Annotated in this window: 18 protein-coding genes and 2 other annotated features; of the genes, 12 read left to right on the top strand and 6 right to left on the bottom strand. The window is 38.9% G+C overall.

Annotated features, from left to right (window positions below):
• Window positions 1-67 precede the first annotated feature (67 nt).
• Complete coding sequence (locus F1560_RS03460) at window positions 68-1834, top strand: methyl-accepting chemotaxis protein (protein ID WP_149473247.1); 1767 nt, start codon at window positions 68-70, stop codon at window positions 1832-1834.
• Between the two features lie 147 nt (window positions 1835-1981).
• Here the strand turns inward: F1560_RS03460 and F1560_RS03455 are convergent, their stop codons facing one another.
• A complete protein-coding gene (locus tag F1560_RS03455) occupies window positions 1982-2545 on the bottom strand; it encodes a DNA-3-methyladenine glycosylase I (RefSeq protein ID WP_149473246.1) in 564 nt (187 codons plus the stop codon).
• Window positions 2538-3377, bottom strand: a complete 840-nt coding sequence (locus F1560_RS03450; RefSeq protein WP_149473245.1) for a sulfurtransferase — start codon at window positions 3375-3377, stop codon at window positions 2538-2540. The genes F1560_RS03455 and F1560_RS03450 overlap by 8 nt, the downstream gene beginning before the upstream one ends.
• 216 nt (window positions 3378-3593) lie before the next feature.
• Between F1560_RS03450 and pepT the strand changes: the two genes are divergently transcribed.
• Both pepT and F1560_RS03440 read left to right on the top strand, forming a co-directional pair.
• A complete protein-coding gene (gene pepT / locus F1560_RS03445) occupies window positions 3594-4823 on the top strand; it encodes a peptidase T (protein ID WP_149473244.1) in 1230 nt (409 codons plus the stop codon).
• A gap of 285 nt (window positions 4824-5108) precedes the next feature.
• Entirely contained in the window at window positions 5109-6143 is a 1035-nt protein-coding gene (locus tag F1560_RS03440; protein WP_149473243.1) for a D-alanyl-D-alanine carboxypeptidase family protein, read from the top strand.
• A 74-nt stretch (window positions 6144-6217) separates the two neighbouring features.
• Here F1560_RS03440 and F1560_RS03435 read toward each other — a convergent pair whose 3' ends face one another.
• A complete protein-coding gene (locus F1560_RS03435) occupies window positions 6218-6754 on the bottom strand; it encodes an HD domain-containing protein (RefSeq protein ID WP_149473242.1) in 537 nt (178 codons plus the stop codon).
• A gap of 253 nt (window positions 6755-7007) precedes the next feature.
• Here F1560_RS03435 and F1560_RS03430 point away from each other — a divergent pair, with 253 nt between their 5' ends.
• Complete coding sequence (locus F1560_RS03430) at window positions 7008-7325, top strand: hypothetical protein (RefSeq protein ID WP_149473241.1); 318 nt, start codon at window positions 7008-7010, stop codon at window positions 7323-7325.
• Window positions 7326-7395: 70 nt separating this feature from the next.
• Here F1560_RS03430 and F1560_RS03425 read toward each other — a convergent pair whose 3' ends face one another.
• On the bottom strand, window positions 7396-7848 hold the full coding sequence (locus F1560_RS03425; protein WP_149473240.1) for a DUF2269 family protein: 453 nt from the start codon (window positions 7846-7848) through the stop codon (window positions 7396-7398).
• Window positions 7849-8149: 301 nt separating this feature from the next.
• On the opposite strand from F1560_RS03425, the gene F1560_RS03420 reads away from it, so the two are divergent.
• Window positions 8150-8698, top strand: coding sequence for a nitroreductase family protein (locus F1560_RS03420; RefSeq protein WP_149473239.1), 549 nt, complete (start codon window positions 8150-8152; stop codon window positions 8696-8698).
• Window positions 8699-8746: 48 nt separating this feature from the next.
• Here the strand turns inward: F1560_RS03420 and F1560_RS03415 are convergent, their stop codons facing one another.
• Together F1560_RS03415 and F1560_RS03410 are read right to left on the bottom strand one after the other, a co-directional pair.
• Window positions 8747-8944 (bottom strand): hypothetical protein, encoded by a 198-nt coding sequence (locus tag F1560_RS03415; protein WP_149473238.1) that lies wholly within the window; start codon window positions 8942-8944, stop codon window positions 8747-8749.
• An 82-nt stretch (window positions 8945-9026) separates the two neighbouring features.
• Window positions 9027-10397 (bottom strand): VWA domain-containing protein, encoded by a 1371-nt coding sequence (locus tag F1560_RS03410; protein WP_149473237.1) that lies wholly within the window; start codon window positions 10395-10397, stop codon window positions 9027-9029.
• Window positions 10398-10568: 171 nt separating this feature from the next.
• Window positions 10569-10812 (top strand) — a binding site (T-box leader).
• A 41-nt stretch (window positions 10813-10853) separates the two neighbouring features.
• Window positions 10854-11116: a binding site (T-box leader), on the top strand.
• A 61-nt stretch (window positions 11117-11177) separates the two neighbouring features.
• On the opposite strand from F1560_RS03410, the gene trpE reads away from it, so the two are divergent.
• The 7 genes from trpE to trpA all read left to right on the top strand — a co-directional run bounded on the left by trpE (window position 11178) and on the right by trpA (window position 17686).
• Complete coding sequence (gene trpE / locus F1560_RS03405; protein WP_149473236.1) at window positions 11178-12587, top strand: anthranilate synthase component I; 1410 nt, start codon at window positions 11178-11180, stop codon at window positions 12585-12587.
• The gene (locus F1560_RS03400; RefSeq protein ID WP_149473235.1) at window positions 12571-13173 is read left to right on the top strand and encodes an anthranilate synthase component II; all 603 of its coding nucleotides are present in this window, start codon (window positions 12571-12573) and stop codon (window positions 13171-13173) included. Before trpE ends, F1560_RS03400 begins: the two co-directional genes overlap by 17 nt.
• Complete coding sequence (gene trpD, locus F1560_RS03395) at window positions 13157-14182, top strand: anthranilate phosphoribosyltransferase (protein ID WP_149473234.1); 1026 nt, start codon at window positions 13157-13159, stop codon at window positions 14180-14182. Before F1560_RS03400 ends, trpD begins: the two co-directional genes overlap by 17 nt.
• Window positions 14183-14968, top strand: coding sequence for an indole-3-glycerol phosphate synthase TrpC (trpC, locus tag F1560_RS22385; protein WP_149473233.1), 786 nt, complete (start codon window positions 14183-14185; stop codon window positions 14966-14968).
• Window positions 14969-15586, top strand: a complete 618-nt coding sequence (locus tag F1560_RS22380; protein ID WP_149473232.1) for a phosphoribosylanthranilate isomerase — start codon at window positions 14969-14971, stop codon at window positions 15584-15586.
• A gap of 103 nt (window positions 15587-15689) precedes the next feature.
• Window positions 15690-16889, top strand: a complete 1200-nt coding sequence (trpB, locus tag F1560_RS03380; RefSeq protein ID WP_149473231.1) for a tryptophan synthase subunit beta — start codon at window positions 15690-15692, stop codon at window positions 16887-16889.
• The gene (gene trpA, locus F1560_RS03375; protein ID WP_149473230.1) at window positions 16889-17686 is read left to right on the top strand and encodes a tryptophan synthase subunit alpha; all 798 of its coding nucleotides are present in this window, start codon (window positions 16889-16891) and stop codon (window positions 17684-17686) included. The genes trpB and trpA overlap by 1 nt, the downstream gene beginning before the upstream one ends.
• Window positions 17687-17689: the final 3 nt, after the last annotated feature.

The following is a 17689-nucleotide window of genomic DNA, read 5'->3' as shown; positions in this document are numbered from 1 at the left end:
TAATAATTAACTTCATACTTTTGACCTACAGACCGATATACTAATTGGAACATAGGGGGAGATGGGGATGCAAATGAAAAAGAGTAAACAGGCAAAGAAACAGAAATCAGCACATAATGTTGGGAAGAAGCGCAGGTTTCGCTTTCATAATATTCAAATCGGCAAGAAATATTTATATGCATTTATAGCAACAATCCTATTATTTGTATGTTCAAGTCTATTAGTCTACTTTCAATTGGAACAAGGTCAACAGGACGTTGAAGCAGCTAATGAATATATTAGTCATGTGAACACACTCACGGAGCTATCATCTGTCATCCAAGCTAAAGATGTTCAAATTGCTGATTATTTACTAACGAAAAATGCAGTTTACATAGAGGCTTTCGACAATTACCAGGGCCAGTTCAATTCAATTATCGAACAAATTGAACCAATGATGGTAACAGATGAACAACAATCCATGTACCAAGAGCTCATCCTATCTGATGCTGCGATTAATTCTACATTTACAGATAAAATTGTTACATACCTAGAGAACGACCAAGCCACGCTTGCTAATACATTACGCGAGACAACGTACAGATTTCGAACAAGTAATGTAGAAATTGTAGATGGGTTAATTCAGATGATGAAAGCGGAGCAAATGGAAGCGACGGAAAATGCAATCGGAAGTATGGACAGTGTAACTGCAATCTTGCTTATTGCAAATATAACTACGATCATCGTTGGAATTATTATTTTTACATTCATAAGCAGAAATGTAACGTCCAACTTAAAGCAAATTGTTAACATCACTTCAGAAGTAGCTAACGGTAACTTAACCGTAGCAAAGCTGAATTACAGTGGAAATGATGAAATAGGACAATTAGCCTCATCAGTTAATCAAATGAAGGAAAATATGCAAAACGTCCTCCATAATGTCACGACAGCTAGTAATGCTGTTTCAAGCAGAAGCGAAGAACTAACACAAGCAGCTAACGAAGTAAAAGAAGGAAACACACAAATTGCGGTAACAATGGAGGAGCTTTCTTCTGGTGCAGAAACACAGGCAAATGGTGCCTCTGACCTTGCGGAAAACATGAATGAATTTGTGAAAACCGTTATTCAATCTGAGAAAAGTGGACAGGAAATTGCTACTGCATCCCAAGGTGTTCTTGCACTCACAACAGATGGGACAACACTAATGAATGAATCTGTCCAGCAAATGCAACGGATTGACACGATTGTTTCCGAATCCGTTGACCGAGTGAAAAATCTCGATAAGCAATCAAAAGAAATTTCGAATCTTGTTTCTGTTATTAAGGAAATTGCGGATCAGACTAACCTGCTTTCATTGAATGCAGCAATTGAAGCTGCTAGAGCTGGCGAACACGGGAAAGGATTCGCTGTCGTTGCGGATGAGGTTAGGAAATTATCCGATCAAGTAGCTTCATCAGTAGTAGAGATTACTTCTATTGTGACCGCCATCCAGTCCGATACCAAGCACGTTGTCGATTCCCTATCTTCCGGATATAAAGAGGTTCAGACAGGGTCTAACCATATGGAAGAAACAAGACAAAGCTTCGACACCATTAAAGAGGCTGTTACTGCGATGACTACAAAAATTACCTCTATTTCAGCTAATCTAAAAGACATTGCTGGGAATAGTAATGCGATGAACAATCTTATTGAAGAAATTGCCTCTGTATCAGAAGAGTCTGCTGCAGGAGTTGAACAAGCAGCAGCTTCTTCACAACAGACAGCTAGTTCCATGGAAGAGGTTTCCCATAGTGCTGACGAGCTTGCCAGTCTTGCAGAACAATTAAATGAACAGCTAACTAGCTTTAAACTCTAATATCATTACAAGGGGCAGACTTCCTAGTAGATTGCATTGAAGTCTGCCCCTGTCTTGTTCAGTACATAGTTGTCTAAAAACGGAATAAATCTCAGTAAATCCGGATTAACTCTCCATGTCCTGCCACTAACTCAATCCCTGCAATCCTTAGTTGCACTTATACAAAAAACAATCCTTGGTATGGTCATTTACCATACCAGTTGCTTGCATAAACGCATAGCAAATCGTTGGGCCCACAAATGTAAAGCCACGCTTTTTCAAATCCTTGCTCATTTTTTCAGATTCAGGCGTTATTGCCGGTACCTCCTCATTCGATAACCATTCATTTAAAATTGGAGTTTCTCCAACAAATTGCCAAATATAGTTATCAAACGAACCAAACTCTTCTTGAACCTTGATAAATGCACGGGCATTTGTAATCACGGAGCTGATTTTTCGCTTGTTACGAATAATCCCTTCATTTTGCTCAAGCTCAGTAATCTTAGCATCCTTGTACACACTGATTTTCTTAACATCAAAATCATCAAATGCATCCCGGTAATACTTCCTGCGCTTTAATATTGTAATCCAGCTTAACCCTGCTTGCGCTCCTTCCAGCGTGAGCATTTCGAATAATTTCCTGTCATCATGAACAGGTCTTCCCCATTCATGATCATGATACTCTATATAAAGTGGGTCTGTTGTCACCCACGCACACCGTTGCTTATCCATCTACTTCAACTTCATTTTCATCATAGGAAATCCAATCACTGAAACTCCCCGGATACAGCTTTACATTTGTAAAACCAGCAGATTTTAGTGCCAATATATTCGGGCATGCTGACACACCAGAACCACAGGATACAATAATTTCATCATCCTTGGAAAGGTCAGAGAAATGCTGTTCGAGATCCTCCCCTTTTTTCCATGCGCCATTATCATCTACTAAGTCCTTCCAAAAGTAATTTACGGCTCCAGGAATATGTCCTGCCTTTCGGTACAATGGCTCTGTTTTCCCTTGATAACGATCTGGCGCTCTAGAATCGATCAACACAGCCACGTTTGTTTCTGTTTTTTCCTTCACTTCTTCCATATTTACTGTGCTTTTATTGTGTAATACAGCACGGAACTCTTTTGCTTTTAAGGAAGGTATTTCATCTGTTACTTCATTTCCTTCCTCTACCCAGCGATGATATCCGCCCTCTAAAATATATACCTTCTCATGTCCAATAGTCTCCAATAACCACCATAATCGTGCGGCAAACATTTCATTTCCCTGATCATAAATAACTACTGTCGTATCTTTATCAATTCCAATGTTCCCCACCTTTGCAGCAAACATTTTAAAATCCGGAAGTGGATGATTTCCACCATGCTTTTCTGCACGAGCTGATAAATCTTTATTTAAATCCATATATACCGCACGAGGCAAGTGATCATTCAAATACATTTTTCTACCAGCATCTGGATCATCCAATTGGAAACGCACGTCGACAATCACTGTATTATTTTGACCATTTTCTAACCGTTTCTTTAAACGACTAACACTAATTATATTTTTCATCATTTTCCTCCTCGTAGATTTTCATATTATCAAAACTAGATTTCTAGCTTTATGGAAAACAGTATTATTTTATCAAGTATATAGCATCTATTCGGTTACTATCCTATCCTAACTTATTTCGACAAAAAGTCGCTTATTCCTCTTTCTAATTATTTCGAGTTCCGTTATTTATTATGTTAAAATAGACTTAATCGAAATTAAAGGAGCGAACCACAGATGAAGGAAGAAATCATTAAACGCTTTACTACATATGTAAAAATAGATACACAATCAAATGAGGATTCTACTACAACACCAACTACAGAAGGTCAGCTTGAGCTTGTTAACCTGTTAGCCGAGGAATTAAAGGTAATTGGAATGGAAGATGTGGAAATTGATGAGAATGGCTATTTAATGGCTACCCTCCCTGCCAACACGGATAAAGATGTCCCAACAATTGGATTCCTAGCACATGTGGATACTGCAACAGACTTCACTGGTAAAAATGTCAATCCACAAATTGTAGAAAACTTTGATGGAAACGATATCGTATTAAATCAAGAATTAAATGTCGTATTATCGGCAAATGAATTCCCGGAATTACCAAGCTATAAAGGACATACATTAATTACTACTGACGGTACCACATTACTTGGTGCAGACAACAAAGCAGGAATTGCAGAAATTATGACTGCAATGAACTATTTAATTCAGCATCCAGAAATCGAGCATGGACGGATTCGTGTAGCATTCACACCAGATGAAGAAATTGGTCGCGGACCACATAAATTCGATGTATCCCGCTTTGACGCATCGTATGCCTATACGGTAGATGGCGGTCCATTAGGTGAATTACAATATGAAAGCTTTAATGCTGCGGCAGCTAAAGTAACTTTTCATGGTAATAGTGTCCATCCGGGCACAGCTAAAAATAAAATGGTTAATTCCGGTAAATTAGCCGCAGCGTTCATTAACAAATTTCCAGATGACGAATCACCAGAACATACAGAAGGCTATGAAGGCTTCTATCATCTTATTTCTGTTAATGGGGATGTAGAACAGACAAAGGTTTACTACATTATTCGCGATCATGATCGTGAAAAGTTTGAAGCACGGAAAGCAACCGTAGAGCAATTCGTAAATGAGATTAAGGCACAGCATGGAGAGACAGCGATTGAATTAGAAATGAAAGATCAATACTATAATATGCGGGAAAAAATTGAACCCGTGAAGGAAATTGTAGAAATCGCAGACCAAGCGATGAAAAATTTAAATATCGAGCCAATCATTGAACCGGTTCGAGGTGGAACAGATGGCTCACAGCTTTCTTATATGGGCCTTCCAACACCGAACATCTTTACTGGTGGGGAAAACTTCCATGGGAAATTTGAATATATTTCTGTAAATAATATGGAGAAGGCATCACATGTCATTATCGAAATCAGTAAATTATTTGCTGCAAAGTAAGGATAAAAGCGGGAGCGCCAGGTTAGGACGCTAGAGTCAGGCCCACTTGATGGGTCTGATTTTTTTATCTAAACGCACAAGTTTATAGAAAAACTTAACTTCCAATCTCTCCGTCTATGATTTTTCTGAATGGTTCGCATTTTCCTCGTATATTGCTCTTGAGGTATCAAGTATGAGAAAATGGATAAAGCTTTTTTACTTCTGCTAGTCCTCATAAAAACATAGACTAATAGTAGTGACTATTTGTAGACACTCTAGTAGCAGAAACACAAGGAGAGATTTCTAATGTTTAAGAAACCTATAATGATTATATGTCTAATTATAATGCTACCAACCATTACGGCAGCATGTGATGCTCCAGAACAACCAAGTAATGATTCGAAAGAACCTGAAGAAACACCTGCCCATTCAGAATCTGCTCCAACAGATACAGAGGAGTTCAGCAAAATCCCTGATGGACCACTGCAAAAAAAGGATACAGGTAAGGATGTAAAGCAACTCCAACTTGCTTTAAATGAAATTGGATACGACCTTAATCCAAGTGATCAGTATGACGAAGCAACAACATGGGCAATAACGGATTTTCAATTACAGGATGATAACTTACTCGCATCAGGTATCTATGATGAACCAACCAAACAGCTATTAGAACAGCTTATTGAAAATAATGATGTTATTACTGCTGGTGATGGTCTCCCTCAAAAAGCAGAGGCTGCTTTTACTAATTCCGGAACAGAGATTATTGCAAACCCATATGATCAACTTGGGTTGATTAACAAAGAACATGCTTTACCAGAAGATTATATTCCAGAAGATCTTGTAATCCCTGATGTACCATTCCCATTTGCAGAGGATCTACCTAAAAAACAAATGCGGGAAGCTGCAGCTGCAGCCTTGGAAGAACTGTTTCAAGATGCTAAAGAGGCAGAGCTTGAACTCTATGCTCAGTCTGGCTATCGTTCTTACGAAAGACAAGACGTGATTTTTGCAGCAAATGTAGATGCACATGGTGAAGAAGCAGCAAATAACTTCAGTGCTCGTCCAGGAGAAAGTGAACATCAATCCGGTCTGACAATGGATGTTACGAGCCCAGCAGTAAACTTTGATTTAGTGATTGAATTTGGTGAAACGGAAGAAGGGCAATGGATTAAAGAAAATGCCGCAGATTACGGGTTTATCATCAGGTATCCAGAAGGAAAAGAAGAAATAACCATGTACCAATATGAACCATGGCACCTCCGTTATGTTGGCGTAAAGGCTGCTCAGGAGATTATGTCACAGGAATTAACATTAGAAGAATATTTAGAAGCAAACGAATAGAATATATTACAATCCTGTTTCCTTGGAACAGGATTTTTTCTTTTAATGACCCCTAGTTATAAGGGAATTTTATCTCACTCCCTAATCCACGACATTTCTTCCTGCAAATCCAGCTCAATTTGTTCATCTAATGCACGAATTCGTTCCAATGCATCAGTTTCTTCAATCGTTTTATAATGGTGCTTGCCGCCATTCTCTTCATCAGCTTCATCTGCCATCGCTACGACTTGTTGAAGGGGCTTTAGTTCAAGTTCTCCCTTTGGCAAATACGAATCCGTGTGCAGGAGAATAGCAACTGCAATCTCTTTTGCTGATTGCCGGTCTTCGCCTATCCGAATAAGCAACTTATGTGCACGACTTGCACCTTTAATGGCATGGATATCATTTTCTTTATAGAGCTCATAATCCCATTCACCATCTCGATACCATGTGTAATGCCCAACATCATGTAACAATGCTGCCTTTGCTGCTAAATCTGGATTCACATCAAACTCTTTTGAAAACATGTATGCATATTCAGCAACAGCAATCGCATGGGCAATCCCAGAACGCCCCAAGTATTTCTGTGTAATTGGATGAACAAAAATCTGCTCTAACGTTACGTTTCTCATCTGAATTCTCTCCTTTCGATGTCATTATTTTTCAGGTAAAATTTCAACGACTATATCATAATTTCTACTTAATTGCAATAATAACCGATTATATTACTTTAAAACATGGCTCTGTTATACTGAAACCTATGATACAATTAGGTTATCTAACATTGGCAATATAAACAATATTTCTCATTCAGCTACCGGGCCATTTCCTGGAATAAATCGTTGAAAATGAATCAATTAAAAAACGAAAGGAAGAGATTCTAATATGGGCTTAGCATTGGAAGTTGTGAGTATTTTACTACCTGTTGTAATAGCGGGTGGGATTGCAGTATTTGTAGTTATTAGAATGAAACATAAATATAAGAAAGGTACCCTGGGTAAGAAAAAATCAAAAGGTGCTCAAAGTTTATTAGATAGTTTAATACCACTCGGAATGATGATTGGCTGTGCTCTTGCTGTACTTCTTAGCATATTTTTCCCAATATCCTTACTTTCTACAATTGGTTTGGGTGCTGGAATAGGTTTATTATTTGGATACTTTGCATATGAAATTTATAGCAAAAAAGGAGAAATTTTTTCATAATTAGCAATCTTCCAGAAACGGCTACTCATAAAAGAAAAACACTGTTCATCTCAGATGAACAGCGGTTTCTTTAAAATGGCTTCAAAATCATGAGTGCGATAATGATTAAGAAAATGATATTGGTTATATGCTCAAAAAAGAATAGTTTACCAGCTAACATATAATAACTTTTTGGTATCGTTTCTCCCTTATAGGTTCTTAAAATATCCTTTATCGGCTTCGATCTTGGAGATAATACAAACGGTCCAAATGCTAATGCAATTAAAAACAAACTGAGACTTAGCCAATACCAGCCCTGTGTAAATAAATAAGTATTAAGGAAACCCATCCAAATCCCTGTAACAAGTAACAATGTGCCACCGATCATCGTATAAATATGTAATTGGTTGCGGATAACAAATGCATGGCGAAGCTCCGTCATATTGCTCGCCTTTCTCACGATTACAGTCATCACAAGTCCCGGACCCATCCCCAATATAGCAGAAAATATATGTATAAATACTAACAATCCATAGAATGACATCGTTTTACCTCCTCTACCCATTATCATACACCCGTTTATTCGGCAGAGGTTGTGATATCCATCACAAAAAATGAACAATATTAAAATAAATAACATGAAAAAAACGCTTGATATTTTTATATCAGGCGTCTTATATGTACACATCATTCTTTGTTTATATACAAAAACAAGGTCAAAGGTTAAACTTCCTTTTATCACCAAAGCAAGCAGCAAGTATCAACCAATTGCTTTTTAATAGTTTATCAGATACAATTTAATTGATAACTGTTATCAATTAAATTGTATATAGGGGTATTTATTTATGAAAAAATCTGAATTAGCAAAAATTATCCGAGAAAGGCGAGCAATTAAAAAAGGATATAATGATAAATTAGTAACGGAAGAAGTCGTGCTTGAATTGTTAGATGATGCCATTTGGGCACCGAACCACGGGATGAGACAACCATGGAGATTTATTTTCGTTAACGCCGACCAAAAAGGTAGCTTTGCAAAGAAAATTGCTTCAACCTATCCTGAGGAAAGGCAGCAAAACAGAGAAGATTACTTGAATGAGCCAAGCGCTATTTTGGTTGTTATTATGGATGAACCAGAAATACCGAAGCAATGGGATGAGAACTATGGCGCAATGTCCGCCATGATTCAGAACTTTTGGCTACTTGCATGGGAGCAAAAGCTCGGTGTTGTCTGGAAAACAAACCCACACATTTACGATCCCAAAGTAAAAGAAATCCTCGGTGTAAATGAAAACGAAAAAATTGTTGGCTTTCTCCATATGGGCTATTTTGACGAGCTCCCTGAAACGAAAGAAAGAATTTCAGCAAGAGATAAATTCAGTCTATTTCAAGGTTAATTATGATAAAGCAGAGCGGCTAGGATTGGCTAATCATTGCCACTCTGCTTATTTCCCACGCCTTCTTTTAGCTTCCTTAAAATCCTCCTCGGTAATTTCTTCGTTCTCCAATCTCCTCTTCATCACTTCCAACGAATCATCTGCTTTTGTTTGAGAATTTTTCGCTCTAAATTTGCTCAAAATAATGATAATGATGATGAATATAATGATGGTTACAACGAATCTAACAATTAATTCAACAGGCATCATTCCTCACCTCACTATATATTATTCCCTTTTCCCATAGCATTTAATCTAGCATTCGTGAGTTCTCAACCTTTTCACAGTATTAATTCATTTTATTATAGTACTCTGTCCACTTCTCTGTTCCAGTTTCATAAAAATACCGCCACGCTGCATTCCCATTTTCATAGGCCGCGCCCCAGTTCTCCGTCTGATTATTATAGCCATAGCTCCAAATCGTGGTAGAACGTTCGTAAAAGAGGCTCCACAGGTTATCTGCATTTTCCATATTGCGATTGGTTGTTAAATAGTTTATTAACTCCTCTGCACGTCTAAATTCCAGATCGGATTTTTCCATGATGGCGTACCCTGTTTCATCTGCTTGCTTCATTAATTGCTGTGAAAGCTCATTGGCTCGTTTCATACCTTCTTGCTGCCATGCCTCCCAAGCCTCCTGCAGTCGATCATATTCTTCTTTCCAATAATCTTCCAAGTCCTGTTTATTCCCAGCATATGTGAATTCGCCTTTTCCAGCTTCTGCAACCTGCTTTAATAATTCCTGTGCCTCATCATCGACCTGGAAGCCAATGATATTAATGATTGGCTGTACTCCCTTTTGATTCAATTGTTCAGCAACCTTTACAGGATCGCCATCACAGGTTTCAATCCCATCACTTACAACATAGACAATGGCAGTTGAGGAATTTTCCGGAATATCCTTCTCCGATTCCTCTAGTGCATTCGCAATGGGTGTCCACCCAGCTGGCTGTACTGCTTGAAGTGCTTTCATAAATTCTTTTTCGTTCATTTCTCCATTGTATAAGGATTCTGTAGAGCTACAGGATAGCTTTTTATCATCATCAGACCCTGTTCCTTCATGACCATACACGCGCAATGAAACGGTACTGTTTTCTGGTAAAATATCAATAAAATTTCCAATTGCTTCTTTTGCCAGTTCCATACGTGTTGTGCCATCACTCGTATTATTCATACTCCCACTTGCATCTAATAAAATAGCAAAATGAGATGTCGATGTAGCCATATCCTCTGACGGTTCCTCCAGTTCTTCATCTGGACGATCAACGCTAATATCAACCGTTGGATCAAACGTTACAAATGTTTCCACTTCTGCATGATAATCTTCCCGAATCAATTGCAAAATTGCTGTTTCAAGCTCTTCTTCTGCCAGATCTTCTGGTAATTGGTCAAGTAGTTCTTTTGCTGCAGTTACATCATAATTATCCCCACTGTATAATCCTGCTTCCACAATCAGCTCCTGTTCCAGCTCCTCTAAATCACGTGGTAAATCATGTAATGTATAAGATGCTACATCTGTTTTCCACCATTCTGTTTCCTCTGTCTCTGCTTCATCTTCTTCCACTTGCTTTGTATCATCTGATTCCACAGTTTCTTCTGGTTCACTGCAAGCCGAAAAAATAAATAGACAGCTCACTAATAATATAATTGCTTTTTTCATAGTCGGCCCCTTTATCCGTAAAAATTATGTATAACACTATTATACTAAAATAATAACCTAAAATTATAAATATTTTCTAAAATAATTACTAAAAACCTTTGGAATTAATTTTCGAAATATCCTTGACTTTTATTTCAAACTATTCTATTATTAATTCCAATAACTTAATCGACTTAAGCAACGACGAAGAATAGTAATCTATTTTGACACTTTAGAGAGCTGGTGGTTGGTGCAAACCAGTGTGAGCGAATAGATGAATGGGCTTCCGAGCTTCCAAACCGAACCGATCGTAGTAGGCTTTGGCGAAATCGTCTCATCGTTACAAGAGACAAATATGAAAGCATCATTATTTCATATTACTAAAGTGAGCTGTTTTCAGCTAATAAAGGTGGTACCACGGTCCCTCGTCCTTTTTTGGATAAGGGATCTTTTTGCGTTTTATAAATGAATTGAATACCTAAATCTTTGAGTAAGAGGAGTAGACAATAATTAAAGCGTTGCAGAGAGCTGGTGCAGGTGGAATTCCAGTACGCGGATTATTGTTGAATGGACTTATGAGAGGTTTCCTGAACATTGGAGTATGGAAACACGGAATTCCGCCGTTATACGGATAGGATATCGGATGAAGATAAGCTGCAATGCTTGACATCCCGTATTCGAAAAAGATGAAAGGTTTTCCTTTCAAGCGAGGTGGCACCGCGGTTACATACGTCCTCTATAAACACATACCAATTGTGTTTATAGAGGATTTTTTTATTTGAAAAGAAGGGAATGAACAGGATGCACGTGACCAAAAAAACGTATAAATACACGAGGATAGATGCTTTTGACTTAACACCCATACACATATTCAAAAATTTATCGGGAAGAAAACGATTCCTGCTAGAAAGCACGTTCCAACATGAACAAAAAGGAAAGTATTCTTTTCTTGGAGTGGACCCTTATCAAGAAGTTGTTGGTACGGAAAATAAAACGACCATCCGCCACCTAGAAAAAAGTACGATTGAAATCAAGCCGGAACATGCACTCAATCATATAAAAAAGCAAATGCCAAAACTCGAAGCAGACTTAGCCCTTCCTTTTTTCGGAGGTGCAATTGGATATATTGGCTATGATTCGATTCGACAATTTGAAGCAATTGGAGAGACTTTACCAGACGACTTAAATATGCCTGATATTCATTTCATGCTTTATCAAAATGTTATTGTATTTGACCATACAGACAACCAGATTTACTTGATTGCTATGAATCCAGATAATCAACCAGAAGCCGTTTTAGATGAGCGTATCGACACTTTAAAAAAAGCACTAAACAGAACGGAAAGTCACAACGAATTGAAATTTGGTCCGATTCAATTTGAGCCGGAAATGACTTCAGAAAGCTTTCAAGAGAAAGTAAAAATAGCGAAGAGGCATATTAAAGAAGGCGACGTTTTTCAAGTTGTCTTATCACAAAGGATGACAGCGACGATTGATGAGCATCCAGACTTCCCATTCTATTTTTACGAGAAGCTTAGAACAGCAAATCCTTCACCGTATATGTTCTATATTGATTTTGAAGACTATGTAATCTTAGGTGCATCACCAGAAAGTTTAATTCAAACAGCTGGCAATGAAATTATTACCAATCCGATTGCTGGAACTCGAGCGCGAGGAAAAACACCGGAAGAGGATGAGGCATTGATGCAGGAACTTCTCTCCGATAAAAAGGAAATCGCCGAGCATCGGATGCTTGTTGATCTTAGCAGAAATGATCTTGGGCGTGTTTGTGAAACTGGCAGTATCATGATTCCAACCTATATGAAAATCGAGAAATATCAGCATGTGATGCATATTGTCTCTGAAGTTAAAGGTAAGTTAATGAAGGATTTAACTGGAATCGATGCATTGATTTCCTGCCTCCCTGCCGGCACCGTCTCTGGGGCTCCTAAAATAAGGGCAATGCAAATCATTAACGATCTGGAAGATAAAAAACGTGGTGCATATGGTGGTGGGATTGGTTACATTAATTTTAACCATGATTTGAATATCGCGCTAACGATTCGTTCACTGATTCTCAAAAATGAGAAAGCTTATTTACAGGCTGGCGCAGGAATTGTTTACGATTCGATACCTGAAAATGAATATCAAGAAACATTAAATAAAGCAAGATCACTAATGGAGGTGCAGCAAGTTGATACTTTTAATTGATAACTATGATTCATTTACCTATAACCTATACCAATATTTTTCGGAATTAAACCTTGAAATTCAAGTTATCCGAAATGACAAAATTTCAATCGTTGAGATGGAGGAGCTAAACCCAGAAGCGATTATTATCTCCCCTGGACCAGGTTTACCAGACAAAGCTGGCATTTGTATCGAATTGGTGAAACACTTTTACACGTCCATCCCTATATTGGGTGTATGTCTAGGTCATCAAGTAATTGGAGAAGCGCTGGGAGGCAAAGTTGTTCCTGCACAGCAAATTATGCATGGAAAAACCTCACTCGTTGCCCATCAAAATTCCGGGGCTTTTAAAGATTTGCAAAACCCAATCGAGGTCATGCGCTATCATTCCTATGTGGTTGATCGAGAGACATTACCTGAGGAGTTAGAAGTTGTTGCGCATGCGATAGAAGACGGAGAAATCATGGGGATCAAGCACCGAGACTTTCCAATTTATGGACTTCAGTTCCACCCAGAATCAATTGGTACGTTATCCGGGAAAACAATGATTCAAAACTTTATGGACGAAATTAGGAAGGAGTATTTAACCAATGAAACTGTATCTTAAAAAATTGATGAATCGTGAACATTTAACAGTAGAAGAAATGAAGGAAGCTGCAAATTACTGCTTTACAACGGATGTGACTGAATCCGAAATCGCTGGATTTTTAACTGCGTTACAAATTAAGGGAGAAACTTCTGATGAGATTGCTGGACTTGTTGAAGTAATTCGTGATAAGTCCTCCTTCCAAACAAGTCCAATCCAAGATGCGATGGATAACTGCGGGACCGGTGGAGATCAGTCCAATAGCTTTAATATCAGTACGACCTCTGCTTTTGTTATTGCTGGAGCTGGCGTTACGGTTGCAAAGCATGGAAACCGAAGCATCTCCAGCAAAACCGGAAGCGCCGATGTCCTAGAACATTTAGGCGTCTCCCTTTCATTCTCCAACGAGCATGTCAGTGAAATGCTTGCAGAAAATAAAATTGCATTCCTATTTGCTCCACATGTTCATGAAGCGCTTCGTCCCTTTTCAGTCGTTCGAAAACATTTGGGACTGCCAACAATTTTCAACGCAATTGGACCGCTGACAAATCCGATTGAGCTTGATACCCAATTAATTGGAGTATATCGCAAAGATTTACTGCCAATTATTGCGGAAGCCGCAAAGAAGTTAGGCAGACGTCGAGCAGTTGTTGTAAATGGTGCTGGTTCGATGGATGAGGCTTCTCTTGCGGGAGACAATCACCTGATCATCCTTGAGGATGGAAAGCTCACTGAAACAACGTTACATCCCGAAGAGGTTGGCTTATCCGGTTATCCAAATGAACGTATCCGTGGTGGTGACGCGAAGGAAAATGCAGAAATTCTCAAATCTGTTTTAAATGGTAAACCCGGACCTTATTTAGATACAGTTTTATTAAATGCAGGTCTTGGTTTGTTTACGAATGGCAAAGCAAATAGTCCACGGGATGGGATTGAATTAGCACGAGAAAGCATCCAATCAGGTGCAGCCTTAGAACGATTACAGCATTTAGTAGCATACAGCAAAAAAATTCCAAGTGGGGTGTATTAAATGACTTTCTTAGATAAGATTTTAACCGAAAAGGCAAAAGAAGTTGCCAAATTAAAAACGAAAACGATTGAGCAGAAAAACTACTCTCCAGTCTCTACTTTCAAAAGCAGGGTCAAAGGTGCAGCACATATGAATATTATCGCTGAAATCAAACGTTCCTCTCCATCAAAAGGAGCGATCCATATGACTGTGGATCCCGTTAAACAAGCAAAACAATATGAACAAGCTGGGGCCGCTGCTATTTCTGTACTGACAGACGAACCTTTTTTCAATGGATCGATGGACGATTTACGAGCTGTTCGAGAAGCTGTAGCTATTCCGATTTTATGTAAAGACTTTATCATTGATCCGGTTCAAATTGATCATGCAAAAGCCGCTGGGGCAAACATTATTTTGCTTATTGTTGCCGCCTTATCCAAGGAACAATTTACTGAATTATACAACTATGCAACAAATCTTGACCTAGAGGTACTCTGTGAGGTTCATAATGAAGAAGAATTGAAATCCGCATTAGAAGTAGATCCAGAGATTATCGGAATCAATAATCGTAATTTAAAAACATTTGAAGTCGACCTCGGGACAACCGATAAGCTCGCTTCAATAATAACAAAACAAGATGCAATTCTAATTAGTGAAAGTGGAATGAAAACAAAGGAGGATGTAATACGAGCTGCTGATGCAGGTGCCAATGTTATTCTCGTTGGTGAAACATTGATGCGTTCAGACAATGTAAATGAAACCTTCAAACAGCTGCAAATTCCACTACCAGTGAAAGGAGCGAAATAAATGCTCGTCAAAATTTGCGGCATTACAACAAAAGATGCGGCCGATGTTGCAGTAAAAGCCGGAGCAGATTATATCGGATTTGTTTTTGCTGAGAGCTCGAGACAAATCTCCCCTAAGGAAGCTGCGATTATTGCAAGCTCCCTCCCTGCTTTCGTTAAAAAGGTTGGTGTTTTTGTCAATGAAACGGTGGAGACAATGAAGGAAACCGCTCAAACAGTTGGCTTAGATACCATTCAATTACATGGAGACGAACCTCCAGAGGTAGCGAAGCAGCTGCCGTATGAAATTATTAAAGCATTTCCGGTTAATAAAGATACACTACCTGCCATTCGCTCTTATCCATGCGACTTTTATTTACTTGATAGTCTCGTAGATTCACGGAGAGGCGGAAGTGGCATTGCCTTCGACTGGAGTTTAGCTGATCAGCTATCCATCAACCGGGCAAAAGTCATGCTAGCTGGCGGACTTACTCCGGAGAATGTTAAAAGAGCAATAAACACTGTCAGGCCAGCTGCGGTTGATGTGTCCAGTGGCGTGGAAACAAATAAAGAAAAAGATTTAGATAAAATAGAACAATTTATTAGAAATGCTAAATTGAAAGCGGGAGTGGAGCGTTAGAACGATCGGTTGGTGCTATTGCGGCTTTTTAGTTGGTTAGCTACACGATCGCTTAATCAAATTTTATAACTGATTCATAATCTACGAAAACGAGGTGTCATACATGTCAATTTATACAATGCCAAATGAGGCAGGTAAGTATGGTCAATTTGGAGGGAAATTTGTCCCTGAGCTATTAATGCCAGCCGTCATTGAATTAGAAGAAGCCTATGAAAAAGCAATGAAGGACCCTGAATTCATCCAGGAGCTAAACTACTATTTAAAGCAATATGTCGGGCGGGAAACACCATTATATTACGCAGAGAAACTCACCAAAGTACTTGGTGGTGCTAATATTTATCTAAAACGAGAGGACTTAAACCACACAGGTGCACATAAAATTAACAATACGATTGGGCAGGCTTTGCTCACATTACGAATGGGCAAGAAAAAAGTTGTTGCTGAAACGGGTGCAGGCCAGCATGGTGTTGCAACAGCAACCGTTTGTGCATTACTTGGATTAGAATGTATTGTCTTTATGGGCGAAGAAGATATTCGTCGTCAAAAGCTAAATGTGTTTCGAATGGAGCTGTTAGGTGCTGAAGTACGGGGAGTTTCCCAAGGTAGCGGAACACTAAAGGATGCAGTTAATGAGGCATTGCGTTACTGGGTTAATCATGTCGATGACACCCACTATATAATCGGCTCCGTTGTTGGACCACATCCATTTCCGAAAATCGTTCGTGATCTTCAATCTGTTATCGGGAAAGAAACAAAAGAACAAATCCTCGATCAAACTGGTAAACTACCAGACGCAATCATTGCTTGTGTCGGTGGTGGTAGTAATGCAATGGGGATGTTCTATCCATTTATCCAGGATACAGATGTAAAGATATTTGGTGTAGAAGCTGGCGGCGCTGGTCTTGAAACAAATCAGCATGCTGCAACTTTAACTGGCGGAGAGGTCGGTGTATTGCATGGTACATTAACTTACTTATTACAAGATAAGGAAGGATTAATTGAGGAAGCCTTCTCTATCTCTGCCGGACTTGACTATCCTGGTGTTGGTCCTGAGCATAGTCACTTGCATGAAATAAATCGCGTGACGTATACATCCATTACAGATGAGGAAGCACTGGAAGCTTTCCAATTTTTATCCAAGACAGAAGGAATTATTCCTGCATTAGAAAGCGCACATGCAATTGCATATGCAATGAAGCTTGCTAAAGAAATGCCACAAAACGAAAATATCGTCGTTTGTTTATCGGGGCGCGGAGATAAAGATGTCGAGCAAGTGAAAGATCGGATTGGAGGGAACATATAATGGGTAAAGTAAGATTAGAAAAGACATTGCAGGATAAGGTGAATGCTAACGAGACGATTTTCGTTCCTTATATCATGGCTGGTGATGGTGGTCTAGATCGTTTAGAAGAAACCACTCACTTCTTGCAAACATGTGGAGCTACAGCAATTGAAGTTGGTATTCCCTTCTCTGACCCAGTCGCAGATGGTCCCATTATTCAAGAAGCTGGTATTCGCGCATTAAGTCATGGCACAACCTTAGCAACAGTTATAGACAAACTAGCTACGTTTAAAGATAATCGTTCGATTCCGATTATTATCATGACTTATTTAAACCCAATTCTCTCCTACGGCATTGATCGATTTGCAGCCGACTGTGAAAAAGCAGGAGTTGATGGTGTCATTATACCTGATATACCAATGGAAGAGGAAGAAATTGTTTCTGGTTCCTTACAAGAAAAAAGTATTGCTTTTATTCGCCTCGCAGCAATGACAAGTCCAAAAGAACGCTTAGTAGAGTTAGCTAAACGTTCAGAAGGATTCCTGTATGCCGTTGCTGTTAAAGGAACAACAGGGGAACGTGAAAGACACGATAATAAAGTGCATGCTTATTTAAAACTGCTCAAAGATAATAGCTCTATCCCTGTTCTTGCAGGGTTTGGTGTATCAAATGCTGAACAGGCGCAGCAGCTTTCAAAAGCATGTGATGGAATCATTGTTGGAAGTAAAATTGTCCAGCTTTTACATGAAGGAAAATGGAATGAAATACAGCACTTAATAGAAGGAAGCATTCGACCAAACGTGCAAAAGGTTCGATAAAAC

The sequence above is a fragment of the Oceanobacillus polygoni genome, from assembly GCF_008304605.1.
Lineage (GTDB): Bacteria > Bacillota > Bacilli > Bacillales > Amphibacillaceae > Oceanobacillus > Oceanobacillus polygoni.
The sequence above is the reverse complement of the archived record's forward strand: the minus strand, read 5'-3'. Positions and strand labels throughout refer to the sequence as shown.

Excerpts from the sequence above, each read along its gene's own strand:
- F1560_RS03460 (WP_149473247.1), top strand. The coding sequence starts at position 68 with ATGCAAATGAAAAAGAGTAAACAGGCAAAGAAACAGAAATCAGCACAT.
- F1560_RS03455 (WP_149473246.1), bottom strand. The coding sequence starts at position 2,545 with ATGGATAAGCAACGGTGTGCGTGGGTGACAACAGACCCACTTTATATA.
- F1560_RS03450 (WP_149473245.1), bottom strand. The coding sequence starts at position 3,377 with ATGAAAAATATAATTAGTGTTAGTCGTTTAAAGAAACGGTTAGAAAAT.
- pepT (WP_149473244.1), top strand. The coding sequence starts at position 3,594 with ATGAAGGAAGAAATCATTAAACGCTTTACTACATATGTAAAAATAGAT.
- F1560_RS03440 (WP_149473243.1), top strand. The coding sequence starts at position 5,109 with ATGTTTAAGAAACCTATAATGATTATATGTCTAATTATAATGCTACCA.
- F1560_RS03435 (WP_149473242.1), bottom strand. The coding sequence starts at position 6,754 with ATGAGAAACGTAACGTTAGAGCAGATTTTTGTTCATCCAATTACACAG.
- F1560_RS03430 (WP_149473241.1), top strand. The coding sequence starts at position 7,008 with ATGGGCTTAGCATTGGAAGTTGTGAGTATTTTACTACCTGTTGTAATA.
- F1560_RS03425 (WP_149473240.1), bottom strand. The coding sequence starts at position 7,848 with ATGTCATTCTATGGATTGTTAGTATTTATACATATATTTTCTGCTATA.
- F1560_RS03420 (WP_149473239.1), top strand. The coding sequence starts at position 8,150 with ATGAAAAAATCTGAATTAGCAAAAATTATCCGAGAAAGGCGAGCAATT.
- F1560_RS03415 (WP_149473238.1), bottom strand. The coding sequence starts at position 8,944 with ATGCCTGTTGAATTAATTGTTAGATTCGTTGTAACCATCATTATATTC.
- F1560_RS03410 (WP_149473237.1), bottom strand. The coding sequence starts at position 10,397 with ATGAAAAAAGCAATTATATTATTAGTGAGCTGTCTATTTATTTTTTCG.
- trpE (WP_149473236.1), top strand. The coding sequence starts at position 11,178 with ATGCACGTGACCAAAAAAACGTATAAATACACGAGGATAGATGCTTTT.
- trpD (WP_149473234.1), top strand. The coding sequence starts at position 13,157 with ATGAAACTGTATCTTAAAAAATTGATGAATCGTGAACATTTAACAGTA.
- trpC (WP_149473233.1), top strand. The coding sequence starts at position 14,183 with ATGACTTTCTTAGATAAGATTTTAACCGAAAAGGCAAAAGAAGTTGCC.
- F1560_RS22380 (WP_149473232.1), top strand. The coding sequence starts at position 14,969 with ATGCTCGTCAAAATTTGCGGCATTACAACAAAAGATGCGGCCGATGTT.
- trpB (WP_149473231.1), top strand. The coding sequence starts at position 15,690 with ATGTCAATTTATACAATGCCAAATGAGGCAGGTAAGTATGGTCAATTT.
- trpA (WP_149473230.1), top strand. The coding sequence starts at position 16,889 with ATGGGTAAAGTAAGATTAGAAAAGACATTGCAGGATAAGGTGAATGCT.